This window comes from Siansivirga zeaxanthinifaciens CC-SAMT-1, assembly GCF_000941055.1.
Classification (GTDB): domain Bacteria; phylum Bacteroidota; class Bacteroidia; order Flavobacteriales; family Flavobacteriaceae; genus Siansivirga; species Siansivirga zeaxanthinifaciens.
This window is the reverse complement of record NZ_CP007202.1, coordinates 1,396,169-1,419,931: the sequence shown is the minus strand read 5'-3', so window position 1 is coordinate 1,419,931 and position 23,763 is coordinate 1,396,169. Positions and strand designations below refer to the sequence as shown.

Annotated in this window: 22 protein-coding genes; 15 read left to right on the top strand and 7 right to left on the bottom strand. The window is 32.7% G+C overall.

Annotated elements, in window-relative coordinates; genetic code table 11:
* The first annotated feature begins 2 nt into the window (after window positions 1-2).
* From AW14_RS06265 to groL, 6 genes are all read left to right on the top strand, one after another.
* Window positions 3-1,277, top strand: a complete 1,275-nt coding sequence (locus tag AW14_RS06265; RefSeq protein ID WP_044638040.1) for a sigma 54-interacting transcriptional regulator — start codon at window positions 3-5, stop codon at window positions 1,275-1,277.
* 93 nt (window positions 1,278-1,370) lie between these two features.
* Window positions 1,371-1,880 carry an LPS assembly lipoprotein LptE gene (gene lptE, locus AW14_RS06260; RefSeq protein WP_044638039.1) on the top strand — a complete coding sequence of 170 codons (510 nt, stop codon included), beginning with the start codon at window positions 1,371-1,373 and terminating at the stop codon, window positions 1,878-1,880.
* Window positions 1,881-1,971: 91 nt separating this feature from the next.
* A complete protein-coding gene (locus AW14_RS06255) occupies window positions 1,972-2,925 on the top strand; it encodes a hypothetical protein (protein WP_044638038.1) in 954 nt (317 codons plus the stop codon).
* Window positions 2,925-3,272: a preprotein translocase subunit SecG gene (gene secG / locus AW14_RS06250; protein WP_044638037.1), complete on the top strand. Its 348-nt coding sequence runs from the start codon at window positions 2,925-2,927 to the stop codon at window positions 3,270-3,272. Before AW14_RS06255 ends, secG begins: the two co-directional genes overlap by 1 nt.
* Window positions 3,273-3,415: 143 nt before the next feature.
* Window positions 3,416-3,691 carry a co-chaperone GroES gene (locus AW14_RS06245; protein WP_044638036.1) on the top strand — a complete coding sequence of 92 codons (276 nt, stop codon included), beginning with the start codon at window positions 3,416-3,418 and terminating at the stop codon, window positions 3,689-3,691.
* A 107-nt stretch (window positions 3,692-3,798) separates the two neighbouring features.
* Window positions 3,799-5,430, top strand: a complete 1,632-nt coding sequence (groL, locus tag AW14_RS06240; RefSeq protein ID WP_044638035.1) for a chaperonin GroEL — start codon at window positions 3,799-3,801, stop codon at window positions 5,428-5,430.
* 78 nt (window positions 5,431-5,508) lie between these two features.
* Here the strand turns inward: groL and AW14_RS06235 are convergent, their stop codons facing one another.
* From AW14_RS06235 to xrtF, 3 genes are read right to left on the bottom strand one after another with little or no spacing between them, the layout of a single operon-like run.
* Window positions 5,509-5,910: a hypothetical protein gene (locus AW14_RS06235; RefSeq protein WP_044638034.1), complete on the bottom strand. Its 402-nt coding sequence runs from the start codon at window positions 5,908-5,910 to the stop codon at window positions 5,509-5,511.
* A gap of 58 nt (window positions 5,911-5,968) precedes the next feature.
* Window positions 5,969-6,397, bottom strand: a complete 429-nt coding sequence (locus AW14_RS06230) for an exosortase F system-associated membrane protein (protein ID WP_044638033.1) — start codon at window positions 6,395-6,397, stop codon at window positions 5,969-5,971.
* The gene (gene xrtF / locus AW14_RS06225; protein WP_084708795.1) at window positions 6,390-6,941 is read right to left on the bottom strand and encodes an exosortase family protein XrtF; all 552 of its coding nucleotides are present in this window, start codon (window positions 6,939-6,941) and stop codon (window positions 6,390-6,392) included. The genes AW14_RS06230 and xrtF overlap by 8 nt, the downstream gene beginning before the upstream one ends.
* An 88-nt stretch (window positions 6,942-7,029) precedes the next feature.
* Between xrtF and AW14_RS06220 the strand changes: the two genes are divergently transcribed.
* Window positions 7,030-7,485 carry a GAF domain-containing protein gene (locus tag AW14_RS06220; protein ID WP_044639518.1) on the top strand — a complete coding sequence of 152 codons (456 nt, stop codon included), beginning with the start codon at window positions 7,030-7,032 and terminating at the stop codon, window positions 7,483-7,485.
* A gap of 127 nt (window positions 7,486-7,612) precedes the next feature.
* Window positions 7,613-9,145: a bifunctional phosphoribosylaminoimidazolecarboxamide formyltransferase/IMP cyclohydrolase gene (gene purH / locus AW14_RS06215; protein ID WP_044638031.1), complete on the top strand. Its 1,533-nt coding sequence runs from the start codon at window positions 7,613-7,615 to the stop codon at window positions 9,143-9,145.
* 508 nt (window positions 9,146-9,653) lie between these two features.
* Here purH and AW14_RS06210 read toward each other — a convergent pair.
* The 3 genes from AW14_RS06210 to AW14_RS06200 form a co-directional block, all read right to left on the bottom strand.
* Complete coding sequence (locus AW14_RS06210) at window positions 9,654-10,400, bottom strand: LytR/AlgR family response regulator transcription factor (protein ID WP_044638030.1); 747 nt, start codon at window positions 10,398-10,400, stop codon at window positions 9,654-9,656.
* Window position 10,401: 1 nt separating this feature from the next.
* Entirely contained in the window at window positions 10,402-12,156 is a 1,755-nt protein-coding gene (locus AW14_RS06205; protein WP_084708793.1) for a tetratricopeptide repeat-containing sensor histidine kinase, read from the bottom strand.
* Window positions 12,157-12,241: 85 nt separating this feature from the next.
* On the bottom strand, window positions 12,242-12,691 hold the full coding sequence (locus AW14_RS06200; RefSeq protein ID WP_044638029.1) for a hypothetical protein: 450 nt from the start codon (window positions 12,689-12,691) through the stop codon (window positions 12,242-12,244).
* A gap of 304 nt (window positions 12,692-12,995) precedes the next feature.
* Between AW14_RS06200 and AW14_RS06195 the strand changes: the two genes are divergently transcribed.
* From AW14_RS06195 to AW14_RS06165, 7 genes are all read left to right on the top strand, one after another.
* Complete coding sequence (locus AW14_RS06195) at window positions 12,996-14,024, top strand: rod shape-determining protein (protein ID WP_044638028.1); 1,029 nt, start codon at window positions 12,996-12,998, stop codon at window positions 14,022-14,024.
* Between the two features lie 11 nt (window positions 14,025-14,035).
* Window positions 14,036-14,860, top strand: a complete 825-nt coding sequence (gene mreC, locus AW14_RS06190) for a rod shape-determining protein MreC (protein ID WP_044638027.1) — start codon at window positions 14,036-14,038, stop codon at window positions 14,858-14,860.
* The gene (locus AW14_RS06185; protein ID WP_044638026.1) at window positions 14,853-15,359 is read left to right on the top strand and encodes a hypothetical protein; all 507 of its coding nucleotides are present in this window, start codon (window positions 14,853-14,855) and stop codon (window positions 15,357-15,359) included. Before mreC ends, AW14_RS06185 begins: the two co-directional genes overlap by 8 nt.
* Complete coding sequence (locus AW14_RS06180; RefSeq protein WP_044638025.1) at window positions 15,356-17,245, top strand: peptidoglycan D,D-transpeptidase FtsI family protein; 1,890 nt, start codon at window positions 15,356-15,358, stop codon at window positions 17,243-17,245. The genes AW14_RS06185 and AW14_RS06180 overlap by 4 nt, the downstream gene beginning before the upstream one ends.
* Entirely contained in the window at window positions 17,238-18,515 is a 1,278-nt protein-coding gene (gene rodA / locus AW14_RS06175) for a rod shape-determining protein RodA (RefSeq protein ID WP_044638024.1), read from the top strand. Before AW14_RS06180 ends, rodA begins: the two co-directional genes overlap by 8 nt.
* 170 nt (window positions 18,516-18,685) lie before the next feature.
* The gene (locus tag AW14_RS06170; RefSeq protein ID WP_084708791.1) at window positions 18,686-19,666 is read left to right on the top strand and encodes a serine hydrolase; all 981 of its coding nucleotides are present in this window, start codon (window positions 18,686-18,688) and stop codon (window positions 19,664-19,666) included.
* 2 nt (window positions 19,667-19,668) lie between these two features.
* Window positions 19,669-22,515 (top strand): Npt1/Npt2 family nucleotide transporter, encoded by a 2,847-nt coding sequence (locus AW14_RS06165; protein WP_044638023.1) that lies wholly within the window; start codon window positions 19,669-19,671, stop codon window positions 22,513-22,515.
* Here the strand turns inward: AW14_RS06165 and AW14_RS06160 are convergent.
* Entirely contained in the window at window positions 22,512-23,762 is a 1,251-nt protein-coding gene (locus AW14_RS06160; RefSeq protein ID WP_044638022.1) for a serine hydrolase, read from the bottom strand. The two genes, AW14_RS06165 and AW14_RS06160, sit on opposite strands and share 4 nt — an antisense overlap.
* Window position 23,763: the final 1 nt, after the last annotated feature.

The following is a 23,763-nucleotide window of genomic DNA, read 5'->3' as shown; positions in this document are numbered from 1 at the left end:
TAATGGAATCAGTTCAATCTATAAAACAACGTTTTGGTATTATTGGCAACACGCCTGCACTAAATCGTGCCATTGAAAAAGCGATTCAGGTCGCACCAACCGATATTTCGGTTTTGGTTACTGGTGAAAGTGGTGTAGGTAAAGAAAGTATTCCAAAAATTATACATCAGTTATCGCATAGAAAACACAACAAATATATAGCTGTAAACTGTGGTGCCATTCCAGAGGGCACCATTGACAGTGAGCTTTTCGGACACGAAAAAGGGTCTTTTACAGGTGCTTCGCAAACACGTGAAGGCTATTTTGAAGTTGCAGATGGCGGTACCATTTTTTTAGATGAAGTTGGTGAATTACCACTAACAACACAAGTGCGTTTATTGCGTGTTTTAGAAAATGGTGAATTTTTAAAAGTTGGATCCAGTAAAGTACAAAAAACAAACGTACGTATTGTAGCTGCTACCAACGTAAATATGTTTGAAGCAATTCAAAAAGAAAAGTTTCGAGAAGATTTGTATTATCGCTTAAGCACGGTCGATATTCACCTACCTCCGCTAAGAGAGCGCCAAGAAGATATTCACTTATTATTTAGAAAGTTTGCCAGTGATTTTGCGCTTAAATACAAAATGCCAACCATCAAATTAACAGATAGTGCCATTCAAGATCTTTTAAAATTTCGTTGGTCTGGAAACATCAGACAATTACGAAATATTGCCGAGCAATTATCGGTTTTAGAACAGAATAGAACCATTTCATCTGAAACTTTAAAAAGCTATTTACCATCAGGCAGCACCAATTTACCTGCCGTTATTAAAACCGAAAAATCTGGAAGCGATTTTAGTAGTGAACGCGAAATACTCTACAAAGTACTTTTCGACATGAAAAGTGACTTAAACGATTTAAAAAAGCTCACACTAGAGCTTATGAAAAACGGAAATACCAAAGATGTTGAAAAGAATAACGAAAGTTTAATTCAGAAAATTTACGGCAATGTAGAAGACGATGAAGCCGATTATGAAGATAACCTGGAGAATACCAGCGAGTTACTGTCTATACCAGAACATTCGACTTCTAAAATAGAACCCGTAGAAACATTTACAGATAAATATCATTTCGCTGAAGAAATTGAAGAAGAAGAAACTCTGTCACTTCAAGACAAAGAATTAGAATTAATAAAAAAATCGCTTGAACGCCACCAAGGAAAACGTAAATTAGCAGCAGCAGAATTAGGCATTAGCGAACGTACATTGTACAGAAAAATAAAACAATACGATCTGTAATTTTTTAGTTGCAATCATTTAATAACAACAAAAAAAGTTTCAGGCCGTTATAAACAATCTAAATAAGCAGCGTCAAAAGTGTATCTTATAAACATGAAAAAATACTTTATTCATTTTTTACTTATCACAACTACTCTAGTACTTTCTGGTTGTGGCATTTACTCATTTACAGGCGCATCGGTTCCTGCTAATACAAAAACCTATCAAGTAAACCGTTTTGAAAACAATGCCCTTTTAGTTGAGCCTGGTTTAGAACGTGATTTCAAAATTACTTTAGAAGATTTAATTCAAAATCAAACCAACTTAACTTTAGTGACATCTAATGCCGATTTGGTATACGAAGGCGAAATAACAGACTATCGTATTTCGCCAACAACCTCAACTTCACAAAATACGGCTGCCCAAAACAGATTAACCATAAGCGTAAAAGTTCGTTTTTTTAATAGAAAAAAAGAAGATGACGACTTAGAGCAAACTTTCTCTTTCTTTTACGATTATCCGGGAGGTTCTCAACTTGTTGGTAGTCAAAAAGCAACAGCGCACGAAGAAATTTTTGAAAGACTTACCCAAGACATATTTAATGCTACTTTAGCAAAATGGTAATACCTTTTGTTTCATATTAGATTTATCAATTGAAATACAAGCAGATACCTCAATAATATTTAGTGAAAAAACATTAAATTTGGCCCAGCCAATGAATCAAACAGATTTTACATATATACTTCAGAACCCGCAAGCCATAACTCAGCAACAAACTGAAGCTATTAAATCTATTATTGATGAATTTCCGTATTTTCAACCGGCGCGGGCTTTATATTTAAAAAGTCTTAAAAACCAGAACAGTTTTAAATACAACCAAGAACTTAAAACAGCGGCTGCGCATACCACCGATCGTAGTATTTTGTTTGATTTTATTACTTCTGAAATTTTTATTCAGAATGAAATTTCCAATAAAATTAGACACAACACAGCTAATTTAAAAGATATTGAAGTTGATGTTGAAGATATTAGCATTAATAAAAGTGTTACAATAGACGATCATTTAAAACAACAAATTAAAGACACCACGGGCGTTTTAGACCCAGCGTTGTTCGAACCTAAACCATCTGCTGAAACAGAGGAAGTTGAAGAATCGCCAACTGAAAACTCCAATGCGTCATCGGCATCCGAAATTTTAAATATTGGTAAGCCGTTAATTTTTGAAAAAAACGAAACCCACTCGTTTAACGAATGGCTTAAATTAACACGTTTTCAACCTATAAACCGCAGCGAAACTGCTTCAGCAAAAAAAGAAGTTGAAAAAGTTGAAAAACCAACCGAATTTACAGAAACTCCTGAAACTGATAATCTAGAAGATGCAGAACGTTCTAAAAAATTCGAATTAATAGACCGTTTCATTTCAATAAACCCGAGAATTAATCCAACCAAGCCTGTATCGTTAAAAGGAAATTTGGCCAATGCCCAAATGATACAGCCAGAAGAATTAATGACAGAAACTTTAGCCCGTGTTTATGTCGAACAGAAAAACTACAAAAAGGCAATTCAATCTTATAAAATTTTAAGTTTGAAATATCCAGAAAAAAGTAGTTTCTTTGCAAACCAAATTAAAGCAGTAGAAGAATTACAAGAACAAAATAACAATAACTAATGAGTACGTTTACAATATTTTTAGCATTAATAGTTGTGGTTGCCTTTTTACTAGTAGTAGTAATTATGGTTCAAAACCCAAAAGGTGGCGGATTATCATCTTCTTTCGGTGGTGGCGGTACACAACAATTAGGTGGTGTAAAAAAGACTACCGATTTCTTAGACAAAAGCACATGGACTTTAGCAACCGTTTTATTAGTTTTAATATTAATATCTAACGTTGCAATTAACAGAGGTTCAGATTCTGTAGATTCTAAAGCTTTAGAAATTGACAATACGGCAAAACCTTTACCAGTGGCACCAGCAAAAACAAATGATGCTGCAACAGTAAAGGATTCAGCACAATAAATTATATCACAATTATATAAAAAATGCCAACTTTAAAGTTGGCATTTTTTATTTCTGAAAGTTTGTCAGTTCTTAAGTATTGGCACACTTTTAGACTATTGCTTAACCGTTAACATTAATTTTTAAATTTAAAATATATTAAAATGTCATTAAACATTAAACCATTAGCAGATCGCGTTCTTATTGAACCGGCTGCAGCTGAAACTAAAACAGCATCAGGAATTATAATTCCAGATAACGCTAAAGAAAAACCACAAAAAGGAACTGTTGTTGCTGCTGGAAAAGGCACCAAAGACGAGCCTATAACAGTTAAAATTGGCGACACTGTTTTATATGGTAAATATGCTGGAACAGAATTAAAGTTAGAAGGTAAAGATTATTTAATCATGCGCGAAAGCGACATCTTAGCGATTATTTAATTACTACCTTTTTTATTTCCGCTTAAGCGGAAACCTAAATAAGAAAAAACTAAATTTTCATCAAACCATTCTCGTTTTTACGGGAATAAAAACAAATTAGAAAAAAAATGGCAAAAGATATAAAATTTGATATTGAAGCTCGCGATGGTTTAAAACGCGGTGTAGATGCATTAGCAAATGCAGTAAAAGTAACCTTAGGACCTAAAGGACGTAACGTTATTATTGGCAGAAGTTTTGGTGCTCCACATGTAACTAAAGATGGTGTTTCTGTAGCTAAAGAAGTTGAACTTTCAGATCCTTTAGAAAATATGGGCGCACAAATGGTTAAAGAAGTTGCTTCTAAAACCAACGATTTAGCTGGAGACGGTACAACAACTGCTACGGTTTTAGCTCAAGCCATTGTAAAAGAAGGTTTAAAAAATGTTGCTGCCGGAGCAAATCCAATGGATTTAAAACGCGGTATCGACAAAGCCGTTTTAGCGATTGTTAAAGACCTTGAAAAACAAGCCAAAAAAGTGGGTAACTCTTCTGAAATGATTAAACAAGTTGCTTCTATTTCGGCTAACAACGATGATACCATTGGAGAATTAATAGCAACTGCTTTTTCTAAAGTTGGAAAAGAAGGTGTTATTACTGTTGAAGAAGCAAAAGGAATGGATACTTATGTAGATGTTGTTGAAGGTATGCAGTTCGATAGAGGTTATTTATCGCCTTACTTCGTAACCGATGCCGATAAAATGATTGCAGATTTAGACAATCCGTACATTTTATTATTCGACAAAAAAATCTCTAACCTACAAGAAATTCTTCCAATATTAGAACCGGTAGCGCAATCGGGTCGTCCTTTATTAATTATTGCAGAAGATGTTGATGGACAAGCCTTAGCGACTTTAGTGGTAAATAAATTACGTGGCGGACTTAAAATTGCTGCTGTAAAAGCACCTGGTTTTGGAGACCGTCGTAAAGCTATGCTAGAAGACATCGCTATTTTAACTGGAGGAACCGTAATTTCTGAAGAAAGAGGTTTCACTCTTGAAAATGCCGATTTAAGCATGTTAGGTACTGCAGAAACAGTAACTATAGACAAAGACAACACAACTATTGTTAATGGTTCTGGTGATGCTGAAGCTATTAAATCTAGAGTAAACCAAATTAAAGCGCAAATTGAAACAACAACCAGCGATTACGATAAAGAAAAACTTCAAGAGCGTTTAGCTAAATTAGCTGGCGGGGTTGCCGTACTTTATGTAGGTGCTGCAAGTGAAGTTGAAATGAAAGAGAAAAAAGATCGTGTTGACGATGCCCTACATGCTACAAGAGCAGCCGTAGAAGAAGGTATTGTTGCCGGTGGTGGTGTGGCTTTAGTTCGTGCTAAAATTGTTTTAGAAAAACTTACAGCCGATAACTTAGATGAAGTTACAGGTATACAAATAGTGGCTCGTGCTATTGAAGCGCCTTTACGTACTATCGTAGAAAATGCTGGTGGCGAAGGAAGCGTTGTTATTAATAAAGTATTAGAAGGTAAAAAAGACTTTGGTTTTGATGCTAAATCTGATACTTATGTTGATATGTTAAAAGCAGGTATTATCGATCCTAAGAAAGTAACCCGTGTAGCTTTAGAAAACGCGGCTTCGGTATCTGGAATGATTCTTACTACCGAGTGTGCTTTAATAGATATTAAAGAAGATGCTCCAGCTATGCCAGGTGGTATGGGTGGTGGTATGCCAGGTATGATGTAATAACACACATACATATAACCAATAAAAAAACGCTTCAATACAATTGAAGCGTTTTTTGTTTTTTATATATTTTGGTTTCTAACTTTGAGTTAATTTTAATAATTCCTGCTCAATACGGGTAGGAAATTTTAAAACACCTTGGTGCCAATAATTATATTCTACCATCTCATGGTCTTTAAACGTATGCTTTTTTACAATTTTAAATAGTTTTAATTCCTTTTTACGCAACCTTTTTAATTGCCTTTTATAGGAAGCTTTTGAGATTTCCTTGGCGTTAAACAAAATCTCTGCAGCTTCAAATTGCTCTTGAATGGTATTGAATTGCTTTTTTAAAGCTTCGGCAGTCCACTTATCTTGAATAATTTTTACAACTTCAACAGATTCAAAAACATTTAAATCGGTGTTGTTATTAGCAAAACCCATGGCTGTAAACAGCAGCATGCTTGCTAGAACTAGGGTGTGTGTTTTATTTTTCAGCATACATCAAATATAAAAAAAGAATAAAGAAATTACAATTAATAATCTATAAGCTAGCCGATTATCGCTTCAATTTATCGTAGTAAAAAGCTGGAATTAAAAAGATTAAAATAATGGGTTGTATTAAAAAGCGCCTAATATTAAAAAACATGTAATAGTCTTCTTTTCTCGGGTTAATAACAAAGTATAGATAAATTATTATCAGAATAAAAAAAGCAATACCATAAACAAGCGCAGAGAATTTAATAATGCTTTTATCTTTAAAGATTAGATATAAGATGGCTAGGGATATGCCTGTATTTAAAAAAAATCGAATAGCCGTAAACAGCGTGACTTTAAACACCTCGCGTCTGGGACTATCGATATATAGATAATCGTTTTGAAAAAATATTAAGTAAGGATCGTAAAACAATTCGTTTTGAAACATTCGAATTAAAATTAATAATCCAAATAAAAACATAAGCCCTATGTATGTGCTGTATTTAAGCATCTTTTTGTTTTATTTCAGAAAACCGATTTACCCAAAAAATCCACAATAAAAAAACAAAGCCATAAATAATAGCTGGAAAAACCACGGTGTGTAAAAACGCTTCCTGTTTGGGATAATGGTACAAACCAAGAGTTAAAATAACGATTCGAAATAAGTTTATAGAGTAAATTAAAACGCTCCCCGAAAGCATATACAAAAACGTATTTTTAAAGTTTGATGCGAAGGCTATAATGAAAGACAAAAACAAGATAATAACACTTAACGAGTTACACCCTTCAATAATTCTTGCCGTATATACATTTTCTATCATAACCATTACCGAAGGCTCTTTAGGATGAGGCAACATTTCAACCTGATACCCTAATGCTTTAAACAAAGCCTCACTTTGTTTAGCTACTAAATGGGTTAAATAATCTGGATAATACGCCGAGCCAACAGAAAATTGCAAGTAAAATTTATAAAGCAAAGACATGCCTACATATACCAACAAAAAGGTAATTATAAACTTAACAACTAATTTGTATTTTACTAAAAGTGATTTCACTAAAACATCATGGCCGTTCGTTAAATTAAACCTAACCAGATATCGAAATTACAGCTTTTTAAATACTTTTACCAAAACTTTTGAAATTATGATTTTTAATACACTAAAACCACAAATAGAAACTATTGTTTCAAACACCAATAAAACCGTAAACGAACGCCTTTTAAATATCTGCGAATTACTAGAAGAAAACGTAAGCTACTATAATTGGGTTGGTTTTTATTTTAGAAATGGTGAAAAAGAAGAACTAATTTTAGGCCCCTATGTTGGTGCTCCAACCGATCATACGGTTATTCCTTTTGGTAAAGGTATATGCGGACAAGTAGCGGTTAGCAACAAAAATTTTGTGGTGCCAGACGTAACGGCACAAGATAATTACATTGCTTGTAGCATTTCGGTTAAAGCCGAAATTGTAATCCCTATTTTTGTAAAAGGAGCAAATATCGGGCAAATAGATATCGACTCGAATACCCCAGACCCGTTTACAAAACAAGACGAAGACTTTCTAGAGTTTGTTTGCGAGCAAGTGGCTTCAATACTGTAAAACAGATTTTTGTTTTAATGTTAACAACTTGAATATTTAGTTAAAAAAAGAGCTATGTTTTTAAGATTTATAAACTTCTTTTTTAGTTAAAATAACTACTTTTGCAACTTATAACTACTTAATCACAATGAGCAACGAAAAAACAATTAAATCAGCATTAATTTCTGTATTTAGCAAGGACGGTTTAGAACCTATTGTAAAAAAATTAAATGAGCAAGGTGTTACTATTTACTCTACTGGTGGCACACAAACATTTATTAACGATTTAGGTATTGATGTCGTTCCAGTTGAAGAAATTACATCTTACCCGTCTATTCTTGGTGGTCGCGTTAAAACATTACACCCAAAAGTTTTTGGTGGTATTTTAAACAGACAAAACCACAGTGGAGATGTAAAAGAATTAGAAGAATATAATATTCCTCAAATTGATGTTGTTATTGTTGATTTATACCCATTTGAAAAAACAGTAGCTTCTGGTGCGAGCCAACAAGATATTATCGAGAAAATTGACATTGGTGGTATTTCTTTAATTCGTGCCGCTGCTAAAAACTTTGCAGATGTTATTTGTGTAGCTTCAGTTAACGACTACGCAGAATTTTTAGACCTTATTTCTGAAAATAATGGTAGTATTTCTGAAGAAAACAGAAAACGTTTTGCTGCAAAAGCTTTTAATGTATCATCACATTACGATACCGCTATTTTTAATTACTTCAACCAAAACAACGAAGAAACTGTTTTAAAAATTAGCGAGACTAACGGAAACGTTTTACGTTATGGAGAAAACCCACACCAAAAAGGCTTTTTCTTTGGCGATTTCGATGCTATGTTTACAAAACTTAACGGTAAAGAATTAAGCTACAATAATTTACTTGATGTAGACGCCGCCGTAAACTTAATATACGAGTTTAAAAATGATGCGCCAACTTTTGCTATTTTAAAACATAATAACGCTTGCGGATTCGCACAAAGCGCAACCATTCACCAAGCTTATATTGATGCGTTAGCAGGCGATCCTGTTTCGGCTTTCGGTGGTGTATTAATTAGTAATACTGAAATTGACAAAGCTACCGCCGAAGAAATTAGTAGCTTATTTTGTGAAGTTATTATAGCGCCATCTTACAGCACAGAAGCTGTAGAGGTTTTAAAAGCCAAAAAGAATAGAATTATTTTAATTCTTAATGAAGTAGAATTACCTCAAACCAACGTAAGAAGCTGTTTAAATGGCATTTTAGTTCAAGATAGAAACAACGTTACAGATACTATTGAAGGGTTAAAATATGTAACCAATACAAAGCCAACTCAAAGTGAACTGGAAGATTTAATATTTGCTTCAAAAATTTGTAAGCATACTAAATCGAATACCATTGTTTTGGTTAAAGACAAAAAATTATTAGCCAGCGGAACCGGACAAACCAGTCGTGTTGATGCCTTAGAGCAAGCCATTCATAAAGCAAAAACATTTAATTTCGATTTAAATGGTGCTTCTATGGCTAGTGATGCTTTCTTCCCGTTTCCAGACTGTGTTGAAATTGCTAAAAATGCTGGTATTACTGCTGTTATTCAACCAGGTGGTTCTATTAAAGATCAATTAAGCATCGATTATTGTAACGAAAATGGTGTGGCAATGGTCATGACAGGCACGCGTCATTTTAAACACTAAAAACACACTTACTCATAAAATTAAAAAAGAGCACTAAGACAGTGCTCTTTTTTTTTTGGAATTAATGATAGCATGTATTAATTCCCCTTCCCTCAATCTAATTTTTATTATAAAGCATATTACAAACCAAGTACCAAATCCCTTAAATTCTAAAAATCTAGTTTGTTATATAAATTACAATTGAGAAAGTCTATATATTAAAAGAACTAACTGTATGGCAGACGCTATAATTACAAAGCATATAAAATAATGAGAGATAGACTGTTTAGTGCTTTTTTCTAAATTCATACTTAATTTTTTAAAAAAATTATATTTATTATTTTTTCGAGAATACATATACCTAATACAAATCGTTTATGATTCTGATGTAAATGTATTTTGAAACAGATGGATTTATAAAAAAAATGGCATGAAGCCGGTAATTTTATCCACGAAAGCGGAAAAACAAAAAAACCGTAGCTTTAAAAACTATTTTTTAACAAAAATGTATGAAGTAACACAGATGATTTTATTTTAAAGTTGGGAACTTTTTTAAAATATCTTTATACGTTTCACTTAAAGTTGCCTGATGATTGCCTTTAAGAAGAATAAGATTATCTGAAGGTACAATCTCTATTATTTTTTCGGCATTTACTATAAAGTTTCTGTGAGTGCGATAAAATATGGTGGCATCCAGTAATTTTATAATTTTTGTTAGAGAAATAAGAATAACAAACTTGTCGTTTTCGGTAATAATATTACAATACTTCTCCTCTACTTCAATATAAATAATATCGGTAATTAAAACCTTTTTTAATGACTTTCCCTTTTTTATAAATAAGTAATCATTGCTTATAATGGTATCTTCCTCGTCGCCTAAAAACACATCGGGTTGAGCATAAAATTTTTCGACAGCCATTTCTAAGGCGTATAAAATTTCAAGCGGATTGAAAGGCTTCATTAAATAACTAAAGGGCTGTGTTAATTTGGCACGTTCAAAAATACTCCTATCGGTAGAACTTGTTAAAAACACGAAGGGTTTTGATGCATTGGGAGTTACGCTAATGGTCTCGGCAAAGGCTACACCATCGGGATTGCCATTTAAAAAAATATCGACCACCACAACATCAATAGCATTATTGTAAAACATAAATAATGCATCTTTAAAAGTTCTTGCAACACCAACAATATTGTAATTATTAGCCTCTAACACTTCTATTAAAGCATCACTTTCTGCTGGCGTATCTTCTACTATTAAAACATTTACACTATCCATATTAGACTTTTTTAGGTAAAGATATTATCATTTTTGTTCCGCTGCCCAAAGTACTTTCAATTGCAAATGTTCCATTATTCTTTTTAATCATCGATTTACATAATTGCAACCCAAGTCCGGTTCCTATTATGTTTTCGTTCTCTTTTTTAGAAAGCACGGTCGTATCGCTTAATAGTTCTAGGCGTTTCGATGGGCTCATACCTACACCAGAATCTTCAACAATTAAATCCAGAAACGCATCGTCTGCATTTTGAGTATATATTTTAATACTTCCGTTGGTGTTTGAAAACTTAATGGCGTTATCCAATAAATTTCTTAAAATAATTTTCAAGGATTCTTGATCGGCAAAAACAACATCTTGCTTCGAAATTGTATTTTCGAAAGTAATTTGTTTCTCTAGCATAAGCGGTTTGTAATTATAAACCGTTTGTTCTACAATAAAAAATAATCGTAACGATGTAATTTCGAAATACGACTGGTTGGTTTGCAATAATGCCCAATGCAACAGGTTATCTAATAAGTTATAAGCCCCATTTACAATGGCACTATTGGTTTGTAATAAATCGTCTAAAGCATCTAAATTTTTTGCTTCTAAATTATCTAACAGCTTTGTGTTACTCATTTTAAGGGCGTTTACAGACGACCGTAAATCGTGACTAACAATAGAAAACAATTTGTCTTTTGTAGCATTTAATGCATCTAAGCGTTCTTTTTGCGCTGTTATAATTTTATTGGTTTTTAGCTTTTCTCTGTAAAAATAAATGGCTGTTACTAATAAAAGTAAAAGCACAATTGCAGAATATAAGAGTCCGTTTTTTTCGATCTCTTTTGCTTTATTTTCTGCTTCTAATAAATCGACTTCTTTTTGTTTTTGTTTAACCGCAAACTGCCTTTCGAGATTGGCAACTTCATAAATTTTATTTTGATTATTTAGAGAATCTTTCCATTGCTCACTCTCTTTTCTATAAGCCAATGCCTCTTTAAAATGTTTACGATTTTCTTCTACCACAGCCATATTATTAGCTGTGAGTTGTTTCGATTCGATATCTTTTATGTTTTTTGAAAGTTGATAGGCTTTTTCAAAATAAGGTATAGCTAAATTATCTTTATACTGCTCGTAATAAAAATTGGCCATATTCCCATAGTATTTAATAAGGCCTAACGTGTCCTTTTTACGAAGACTCAACTCAATATTCTCAACCAAGTAAGGTTTTGCTTTATCGAATTCCCCAAGATGCAAATAACAAAGCGACAGATTAGAGTTAACACTGCTTTTTTTAAAAAACACATATTCTTTATCCGATAAATTACTTAACTCTAAATAAATATCAATCGCATTTTGAAATTGATTCTGTTCTAAAACAGTTCCTGCTAAATTGAATTTAACCAGATTATAGTATTCAAAATCTTGAGGTATCAGTCGAAATTCTGCTTCAGCTTGTTTGAAAATTTTCTTATTTACAAAACTTTCACCTCTTAATAAATGTGAAAAGGCTTTTAATTCTTTAGAAGATTTCTCTGAATTTAAGTGCCTCATAGAATAAACCAAGGTAGAATCCCAGTTTTTTTCAGCAAAAAAATGAGCAGCTTTATAAAAAAACACTTGTGATTTATGAGCGCTTGCCTTTTCTATTAATTCTAATTCGTATCCTGAAGGCTGGAGCTTTTCTTGTGCATTAAGGTGACCACACAATACCATGAAAATTAAAATAGACAATAATTTAATTTTTAAAATATGAATTATTTTAATGGTCATGTAGAATTTTTATGTACAAATATATTTAAAAAAAATGACCATAAGTTCGCACTTTGGTCATTTTAATAATATAAAATTTTTAATTTTAATTGCTGCCTTTACCGTCAATTACGGTAATAGTTCCACGAGAACCAACAGGATCTTCATCCCATAAATAAGTTTCTATTTGTTGTAAATCGCTTGGCGGATTTTGTATTACAAAATCGACACGAAATGCATTAAATGTTTGAAAACTTTCTTCTGGAGCGTCGTAATCTATAAAAAAGTCTAATTGCGTTGTACCTTCATCTGAAATAACAGATTCTTGATAAACAGAAGTAATTACAGCATTTTCTGAAGCTGCAATAAAAACGATATTACTTATCTGTAAATTACCATCTGGACTAAAACTAACTTGCACCAAAGGCGGTAAAGGTTTTACAGAAGTAGCATTGTAAGAAAAAGAAATTTGACTATTTAAAGGCGTAATGGTAACATTTTTAGGATTAATTTGTGTTCCTGGTGGCGTTTTTGTTGCCATAGTATCTGTACTCATTTTTTAAGATTTAGGTTAATAAATTTTGTTTTAAGATGAAATGCATCAAAGCAATTTACAGATACAATGATATAAAAAAATATCGACAAAATGCATTTTTTATGGTTAAAATACATTTTAATATTTTTTTTAGTAAAAAATCACAATTCTAAACACTATAAATTCGTTCTGCATTTTTCAATATTTAACAGGAGAAAAGCCTTTAAAAATTATTTTTCAACTATCAATAATAAACCACCATTTTTTTCTTTAGTTTTATTACTTTTACAGCATTCAATAATAACTTTATTAACATTAACAATACATGGGATTTTTCGACTTCTTAACCGAAGAAATTGCAATAGATTTAGGTACGGCGAATACACTAATAATTCACAATGACAAAGTAGTTGTAGACGCGCCATCTATAGTTGCAAGAGACCGTATTTCGGGAAAAATTATTGCAGTTGGTCAAGAAGCCAGTTTAATGCAAGGAAAAACGCATGAAAACATAAAAACCATTCGTCCGTTAAAAGACGGTGTTATTGCAGATTTTGATGCCTCAGAACAAATGATGAGTATGTTTATAAAAAACATTCCGGCATTAAAAAAGAAATTTTTTACCCCTGCCCTTCGTTTGGTTATTTGTATTCCTTCTGGTATTACCGAAGTAGAAATGCGAGCAGTAAAAGAAAGTGCAGAGCGTGTTAATGGTAAAGAAGTATATTTAATACACGAGCCTATGGCTGCTGCTATTGGTATTGGTGTAGACATTATGCAACCTAAAGGAAACATGATTGTAGATATAGGTGGTGGTACAACCGAGATTGCAGTTATTGCGCTTGGTGGTATTGTTTGTGATAAATCGGTTAAAATTGCTGGTGATGTATTTACCAACGATATTGTTTATTACATGCGTACTCAACACAATTTATATGTTGGTGAACGTACTGCCGAAAAAATAAAAATACAAATTGGTGCTGCTACCGAAGATTTAGATTTACCTCCAGAAGACATGAGTGTTCAAGGACGTGATTTACTTACAGGTAAACCAAAGCAAGTATCAATTTCATATCGTGAAATTGCAAAAGCATTAGACAAATCGATTCTTAGAATTGAAGATGCTGTAATGGAAACCTTATCGCAAACCCCTCCAGAATTAGCGGCCGATATTTATAATACCGGTATTTATTTAGCTGGTGGAGGCTCTATGTTACGTGGTTTAGACAAGCGTTTATCTCAAAAAACAGACTTGCCGGTTTATATTGCCGAAGACCCATTAAGAGCGGTTGTTCGTGGCACAGGAATTACCCTTAAAAATTTAACCAAATACAAAAGTGTATTGATTAAATAGGATAAAAAAACATGCAACAGATTATTAATTTTATAATAAGAAACAAAACGTTTTTGTTATTCTTGTTGCTATTTTCTATTTCTATTTTATTTACAATTCAATCACATTCGTATCACAAAAGTAAATTTATAAATTCGGCTAATTTTTTAACGGGAGGCGTTTATAATTCTATAAACAACATTCATGAGTATTTAAATTTAAAAACTCAAAATCAAATTTTATCCGAGGAAAACAATAGATTAAAAGCACTATTATACAATTCTAAAAAACAAAAAGATAGTACCTTTTTAGATAGTTTAAGTTTTGAAACCGTTTACAAGTTTACTTCTGCAAATGTTATAAAAAACAGCTACTCTGCTACCGATAACATTCTTTTACTTAATAAAGGTACTAAAGCCCATTTAAAACAAGATTTAGGCGTGGTTTCCAGTAAGGGTATTGTGGGTATTATAGACAGAGTTAACAAAAATTATGCAACGGCACTTTCAATTTTAAATACCACAAGTAAAATTAGTGCGCAGTTAAAAAAGACCAATCATTTTGGAACCTTAACCTGGAACGGGAAAAACCCAAGTCTCACCCAGCTTTTAGATATTCCTAAAATTGCACCCGTTGCTAAAGGCGATACGATTATAACCTCTGGAAGGTCGTCGATTTTCCCAAAAGGCATTCCTGTTGGAGTTATAGATAATTTTAAATTAGATGCTGCCGAAAATTATTATGAAATAAACATTAGGCTGTTTAACGATATGACGAACCTGGAACACGTTTATATCATAGAAAACACCAATAAAACCGAAATTTCTAATTTGTTAAACTCAAGTAAGAATGAATAACATACTTTACTCCAATGGTATTCGGTTTTTCTTGTTGGTGGCAACGCAGGTTTTAATATGCAATCATATTAACTTTTTAGGTTATATAAATCCGTATATCTACATATTATTTATTGCCCTGTTTCCGGTTAAAAACAATAGAGTTATAATTATATGTTTGAGTTTTCTATTGGGAATATCTGTAGATTTATTTCAAGATTCTGGAGGTATTCACGCAGCGGCATGTGTGTTTATTGCCTATGTGCGCCCGGTTATTTTAAAGTTCTCTTTCGGGATGATGTATGAACATCAAACCGTGAAGTTCGATTCGGTAGATTTTGGAGCCAAAACGGCCTACTTAGTTATTTTAACACTTCTTCACCATCTTGTACTGTTTTCTTTAGAAATTTTTAGCATTTCAAAAATAATTTTAGTGCTTCAAAAAACGTTATTCTCAAGTATATTCACTATTTTATTATGCCTAGTAATAACCATAATTTTTAGTAGAAAAAATAGATGAGACAATTTTTACTTTTTGCATCCATAATTTTTGTTGGTCTTGTTTTTATTTCAAGACTTTTCTATTTACAAATTTACGATTCTAGAGAAACTAATTTATTTGAAGATAATGCCATTAGAAAAGTTTACGACTACCCGAAACGCGGATTTGTTTTCGATAGAAACGGAAAACTTTTAGTAGCAAACCAACCATCGTATGATGTGATGGTTATTCCGCGTGAAGTAAAACCATTAGACACCTTAGAATTTTGTGAGCTTTTAGAAATTACTAAAGAGCAATTTTTAAAAATTTACAACAAAGCGTATCATTACTCACCACGATTACCATCGGTATTTATACCACAGCTTTCTAAAGAAGATTACGCTGTGCTTCAGGAAAAAATGCGCAAGTTTGAAGGCTTTTATATTCAAAAACGCTCATTAAGACATTACCAAGCCGCTATTGGAGCCAATGTTTTAGGAGATATTGGTGAAGTAAATAATGCCATTATAAACAAATATCCGTATTACAGACAAGGCGATTTAATAGGAAAACAAGGTGTTGAAGCTTCTTATGAAGAAGTATTGAGAGGTGTAAAAGGCATCAAATTTATTCAAAAAGACCGATTTAACAGAGACATTGGCCCTTACAAAGATGGTGTTCTAGACACGTTACCTCAGCCTGGAAAAGACATTACTATTACTATTGATTCAGATTTACAAGCCTATGGCGAATTGCTCATGAAGCACAAACGTGGCGGTATTATTGCCATTGAGCCAAGTTCTGGAGAAATTTTAGCCATGGTTTCGGCACCATCATACAATCCGAATATTTTAGTAGGAAGAGACCGTTCTAAAAATTTTACAAAACTATATAACGATACCATAGCCAAACCGCTTTACGACCGAAGCCTTTTAGCGCAATATCCTCCTGGATCTCCATTTAAAGTTATGAATGCTTTAATTGGTCTGCAAGAAAAAGTTGTTACTACCGATGACCGCTTTGGTTGCAGAATGGGTTATTATTTAGGAAGCAGACGATTAACAGGATGCCACGCGCATTCGAGCCCTTTAGACATGTATTCAGGCATTGCCCAATCTTGTAATGCGTATTTTGCGAATGTTTACAGACGTATTATTGATAAGTATAAAAATCCGGCCGAAGGCATGAATGTTTGGAGCAACCACGTTAAAAGCTTTGGGCTAGGTGACTATTTGGGTTACGATTTAAAAATTGGAAGCAAAGGCCGTATTCCTGATGGTAATTTTTATGATAAATGGTACGGAAAAGGCCGCTGGTCTTCTACCTACAACATATCGAATGCTATCGGTCAAGGTGAAGTGGAAGCAACACCAATTCAACTAGCCAATATGGTTGCTGCCATAGGAAACAGAGGCTATTTTTACACACCTCATATTATTAAAAACATTGAAGGCCAAACCATCGACGAGAATTATACCAAACCAAAATATACCACTATAGACAAAGAAAATTTCGAACCTGTAGTACAAGGTATGTTCGATGTGTATAATAAAGGTACCGCAGCTTCACTACAAGTACCGGGCATTGAAATTTGTGGAAAAACAGGAACTGCCGAGAATTTTATTAAAATAGACGGTAAAAAAACACAGCTTACAGACCACTCTATTTTTGTTGCCTTTGCCCCAAAAGATAACCCTAAAATTGCCATTGCTGTATTTGTTGAAAATGGTTATTGGGGAAGCCGCTTTGCAGGGAGAATTGCCAGTTTAATGATTGAAAAATACATTAAAAACGAAATTACAAGAACCGATTTAGAAAAATGGATTCTAACGCATAGTTTAGAGAATGAATATGCCAAGCCTTACTCTGGAAAACCTTTTGGCATAAACAGAGAAAGTGCTTTACAAGTAATTGAAAATGATTAGAGAAACCCACAAATATTTTAAATTCGACTGGATTACAATTATTATATTTTTTTTATTAGTTGGATTTGGTTGGTTAAATATTTTATCGGCGTCTCATGTTGGCGAAGAGATTAACTATCTAGACTTTTCGCAACCTTACGGAAAACAGCTCCTTTTTATATTTTTAAATTTTGGTTTAATTATTTTACTCCTAGCTATCGATGCCAAATTTTACGAGCGGTTTTCGAGCATAATCTATATTATATCCATGTTATCGTTGGTTGGTTTATTTGTTTTTGGAAAAAACGTAAACGGCGCAACCTCTTGGTACGGTATTGGGGGCATGACCCTACAGCCAAGTGAATTTGCTAAAACCGCCACAGCCCTTGCGGTTGCAAAATATATTAGCGATTTAAATACGAACATCAATAACATAAAAGATCAAATTCAAACATTTATTATTATTGTAATACCTGCCATTTTAGTTTTATTACAAAACGACACAGGTAGTACGGTAGTTTACGGCGCTTTCTTTTTTGTTTTATACAGAGAAGGATTACCTAAATTTTATCTCAATATTGTTGTATCACTCATAGTGTTATCTATTTTATCTTTAAAATTTGGCGGCTTAACAGCCTCGGCTTTTGTAGCTGTTTTAATTTTAGGCTATTATTTTTTAAACAAAAGAAAAGCCTCTATACTTAATTTATCATTAATATTTATTTTATCTACAGGCATATCCTTTGGTATTAAATTTTTCTACAATTCTATTTTACAACCACACCAAAAAGACCGCATAAGTTTATGGTTACGCTGGGAAAAAGACCCAGAGAAGCTGGAGAAAATGAAACAAACATTTGCCTATAATTTAAATGAATCGGAAAAAGCTATAGGTTCTGGTGGTTTTACTGGGAAAGGTTTTTTAGAAGGCACCAGAACTACAGGTAAATTTGTACCAGAACAACATACCGACTATATTTTTAGTACGGTTGGCGAAGAATGGGGATTCCTGGGAAGCGCTTTTGTTGTAATTATGTTTGTATTGTTACTTTTAAGAATTATCCACCTAGCCGAATTACAAAAATCGCAGTTTAGTCGTGTTTATGGATACAGTGTGGCCTCTATAATTTTTATACATTTTTTTATAAATGTAGGTATGGTAATGGGTATTATACCTACCATTGGAATTCCTCTCCCGCTATTTAGTTACGGCGGATCGGGACTTTGGGCTTTTACTATTTTATTGTTTATTTTTATTAAGCTAGATTCAGATAGAATCAACCAATGGTAATGCGAGTCTAAAAGCTAAAAAAACCATTGATTTAGCAAGAAAATTAATTCAAAAAAAAGACCATAACCTATTTTAAACCAGATATTTAAGGCGAATAAAATTTAGTTAAAATTTATCTTTGAATCTTATTTTATTGTACTTTTGTACAGTTTTTTACATTACAAGAACATATGAAATTTTTCAATAAAAGAAATAAACAAAAATACGTCATTGCTATATTAATAGTATTGATTGGCACATTTATAGGAAATAGCTTCGAATTAAAAAGTAAACTTAAAAAGCATTCAACCTATAGCCTAAAAAAAACAAATCGAGATTATAACAAATTACCTATAGAAATCCCTGAAGATAAATTCAAACCTTTAAATGAATTTAAAGATGCCGAATTAACTAAAAAATTAGAAGCTTCTATTTGCAAAAATACATCTTGGAAAAATTTAATAGACCACAAAAAAATGTCTGTTGGTGTTGTAGATTTAAGCGACCCCGAAAACCCGAAATTTGCAGCTATTAATGGCGATGAAATGATGTATGCTGCAAGCTTACCTAAAATTGCTGTTTTGTTAGCTACCGAAGATGCTTTAGAAAAACACGAAATAAAGCTATCTAACGACATTAAAACAGACATGCGTTTAATGATTAGCAAATCAAACAACCAGGCAACCACACGATTAATTGATTTACTAGGATATGAAAAGATAGAAAGCGTATTAACCGCACCAGAATATAATTTCTATGATGTTGAAAAAGGTGGTGGTTTATGGGTAGGCAAACGCTATGCTGCTTCTGGCCCAACAAACAGAGAACCTTTAAAAAATTTAAGCCACGCTGCTACGGTTGATGAAGTTTGTCGCTTTTATTATTTATTAAGTTATGGAAAATTAATATCTTATGATCGCTCTAAGCAAATGCTAGATATTATGGAAAATCCGGACTTGCACCATAAATTTGTAAATACACTTAATAAAATTGCACCCAACGCACGATTATTTAGAAAGTCTGGTTCATGGAAAAATTGGCATTCCGACTCCGTTTTGGTTTGGGATAACGATAGAAAATATATTTTAGTAGCTTTGTTAGAGAACGAAGGTGGAGAACAAATTATTAGAGATTTGGTTTCACCTGTTGAAAAAGCTCTAAATATTGACTAAACATGAAAAGCAACAAGGGGTTAAAAAATTACCTTTTAAAAATATTTGATTTAAACGAACATGAGCTGCAAAAAACTTTGTTATTGCAGCTTAATGTTTTTTTATTAATTACCACTTTACTTATTGTAAAACCTACAATAAATTCGCTTTTCCTCTCTACCTTAACATCACATGCTTTACCAATCGCCTATATATTAACAGCTGTTTTTGCTGTAATTGGCTCCTATTTTTACGATAAAGCTTTAGAAAAATATGCACTAAACCAAATAATAGAGAAAACCCTTATTGGCTCAATTATTTCACTTATAATATTTACCGTAGCTTTAAATTCAGGTATCAATTTGGGGTATATATTATTTATACCTTACATCTGGGTGTCTATTTACGGGTTATTAACAACTTCGCAGTTTTGGATTTTAACCAACTTAGTTTACAATATTAGAGAAGCGAAACGCATCTTTGGTTTTATAGGCTCTGGTGCTATAGCAGGCGGTATATTTGGCGGGTATTTAACCACTATTTTATCTAATTTTATAGCTTCTGAAAATTTATTTTTAATTGCGGCTGGGCTACTTATAATCTGTATTCCTATTACAAGATATATCTGGAAAAACGAAGTCGACAAATCATCGGAAGCAGTAAGTATTAAACGAGAATCAACCTTTAAAGAGCAATCACCCATCAAATTAATTAAAAAATCGCAACTGCTATCGGTTATTGCGATAGTAGTTGGTTTAAGTGTTATTGTTGCCAAATTGGTAGATTATCAATACAGCCATTATGCTTCCGAATTAATTAGTTCTCCCGAGGAACTAACAGGGTTCTTTGGTTTTTGGTTTTCAACTTTAAGTGTTATTTCATTAGTAATACAATTATTTATTACCAAACGCATTGTAGGCGTTTTTGGGGTTGGAAACTCCATGTTCTGGTTACCCATTGGAATTTTAATTGGTTCGGTATTGCTCTTATTTATTCCAGAACTTTGGGTGGTAGTTATAATTAAAATTGCCGATGGGAGCTTAAAACAGTCGGTAAACAAAGCGGCTACAGAGTTGCTATCTATCCCAATTCCTATCGATTTAAAAAAAAGAACCAAACCATTTATTGATGTTGTAATAGATAGTATCGCAACCGGAATTGCTGGTTTTATTTTAATTTTTCTTATTAACGGTTTAAATATTTCTAAACTGTATGTTAGCATTATAACAGTTATAATGATTAGCGTTTGGATTTATTTTATCATTAAACTTAAAAAAGAATACATACGTTCGTTTAAAAGTCTTTTAGAAACAACGCACCATCACGCCGAAAAAAACAATCATAAAAAAGAAGTGCCCATAGCTTCTATAGTTGATACCGTTAAGTGGGTTTTAGAAAATGGTTCTGAATCGCAAATTATACACATGCTTTACAAAACGATAGATTATCATGACGAGCGTTTCTTTAAAAGCATAAAGAAATTATTAAATCATGAGTCTGCAAAAGTAAGAACCCTGGCTATAGAAAGTCTTTACTATTTAAAAACTGAAGATTTAACTCCAGAAATAGAAAAATTATTAGAAGACCCAAATCAAGAAGTAACCACCGATGCTTTTCGATATATTTTAAACAGACACAGCGAAAACTCCGAATTTTATTATGCTAAATATTTAAATAGCAACGACGATAATTTAAAGAATGCTGCACTGTTAGCCTTGTCGCTCGAAATTCATTCAAAAAACAAATTACACGAAAAATTTCAACTCAATAAATGGATTGACCAAGCCATTGCCGACTGGCGTAATATGTCCGATTTAGAAATTAAAAAAAATAAAATGTTAACCATTTTAGAAGTTATTGGTAATTCTAAAATGAGGGCGTATTATCCAATTATAAAAGATCAAATTCAAACCGGTGATGTAGACATTTTAAATTGTGCCATAGACAATGCTGCCAAAACAAAAAACTTAGAGTTTGTACCTTTTATTGTTAGTTTACTGGCTCAAAAAAAGACCCGACAACATGCTATCGATGGTTTATATAAATACGGCGAACCAATTATAATTTATTTAAGAGATAAAATAGCCCACGATCAAATCGATTTACAAGAAGGTGTTTTTATACCTCACGTGATAGAAAAATTCAACTCTCAAAAGGCCGTTAAAACACTCATTTTCTTAATAGACCATACCGAACACGCGATTTCCATTGAAGCTTTAGAAGCTTTACAACGCCTCAAATGGAGCAACAATAATTTAATTATTAAAGAACGATTTATTCTAGATAAGGTTTTAGAAGAATGCAAAAAATATCAAACCACCTTATCCACCATACATTCTCAACTACCATTGAGTCATTTAGAAAAAATTCCAACTGAAGATCTTTCTGAAGAAAACAAAGCCCGTAAAGGCCTGTTAACCATTTTAGAACACCGGTTAGATAGAGAATTGTTAAGAATTTTTAAGTTTTTAGGATTAAAATATTTGCCCGATGAAATTGAACCGATTTTCGAAATTCTAAAAAAAGGACAAGATTCTCAGCGTGCCAATGCCATCGAGTTTTTAGAAAACATACTGGACAATCAATTAAAGCATCTGTTAATTCCTATTGCAGAAACCGTTTTAATAGACGACCAATTAACCGAAGACATTATTAAAAAATTCAATCTTAAAAGCTATACAGAGTACGAATGTTATAACATTTTACTGCAAATGCACGACCTAAAAATTAAACATGCGGTTCTATACCTTATAATGCAAACAAACAATACAACATTTATCCCTTTAGTTGAAATGCTTATTGATAACCCAAATGAAACAATAAAACTTCAGGCTATTCAAACTTTAGAACATCTAAAAACACAACTTTAATTGCGCATAATGGCATCAATTTTTGTAGCTAACATTAAATGATCGTATGCCGAATTTTTATTTAACACATTCGACATCAAACAAACGGCATATCTAGACCCGTCAGGCTGTTCTACAATAGCAACAGAATTCATATAATTATAAACGTTGCCTTGATATTTTCCACAAGATGGATTTTTCTCTTTATCACATTTGTATAAACTTCCAGATTTAAAATATACAGCAGCGCTGTCCAGTTCTTTTGAAGCAGCATAACGAATTCTTCGGTCTGTCATGTACAAAATACGTTTCATTTCTAAACTGGTGGCCTTATCAATTAATTCACCTTTTTCTAGAGCCATAACATATTTAATTAAACCTAAAGGTGTTCCAGTACTTCCGCCTCTACCAGGGATAAAACTGCCTGCACCACTAGTAAAAAACTTGCCTAAACGCCATTCATCTTCTGTAATACCAAGCGTTCGAAGTGGCGCATTTACCATCTCTATCGCTTGTTCAGATAATTCAGATTTTGGTGTATTCTTAAAATATTCGTCTGCTTCTTCTGTTGTTAAATTGGGGTATTTATCTTTAAAAACAGACATTAAAAAAGCTTCGCGCCAAACAACACTTGCAGCACCATTATTACTAACCGAAACCATATGATCTACCCACTCGTATAAGGTAAATTCATCTGAAGCCTGAACAATACGCTTCACCAATTTCTTAGTTTCCATATTGTAAACCGGAATGGTATGATGATCGCTTAAAGCCCATTTTCCTGCTTTAATTACTTTATGCTTCATTAAATCGCGCCTTTTCTCGAAATCGTGAGGATATATATTTTTTAGCTGAGTAAAGAAAGCTGCCAAAACAACCAACTTACCAACACTACCTGGCTGGTATTGAGCCGTTTCCCTGTGTTGTGCATAACGAATAGGTTTGCCTTTAGACATGTCTAAAACCGTAATAGAATAATTATTATTAAGTCCACGAAATAAATTATCTATTTGTTTCTGTAATTGGGCATCAACAGCTGGAACTCCAGATAAATTATGACCTCTTTTATCTATTAAATTAAGTCTAATGGAATCCATGGGATAAAGCGAGCCAACTGGCAACTTACTTTTAACTTCACCGCTTTTAACACGTTCTAAATATGCTAAACGCTTAATACCTGTTAATTTATATCCGTCGATTGGATAACTCGTAATTAAAGTGAATCCGAAGCACATAAAAAGTACTACAATAAATATTCCTTTCTTCATA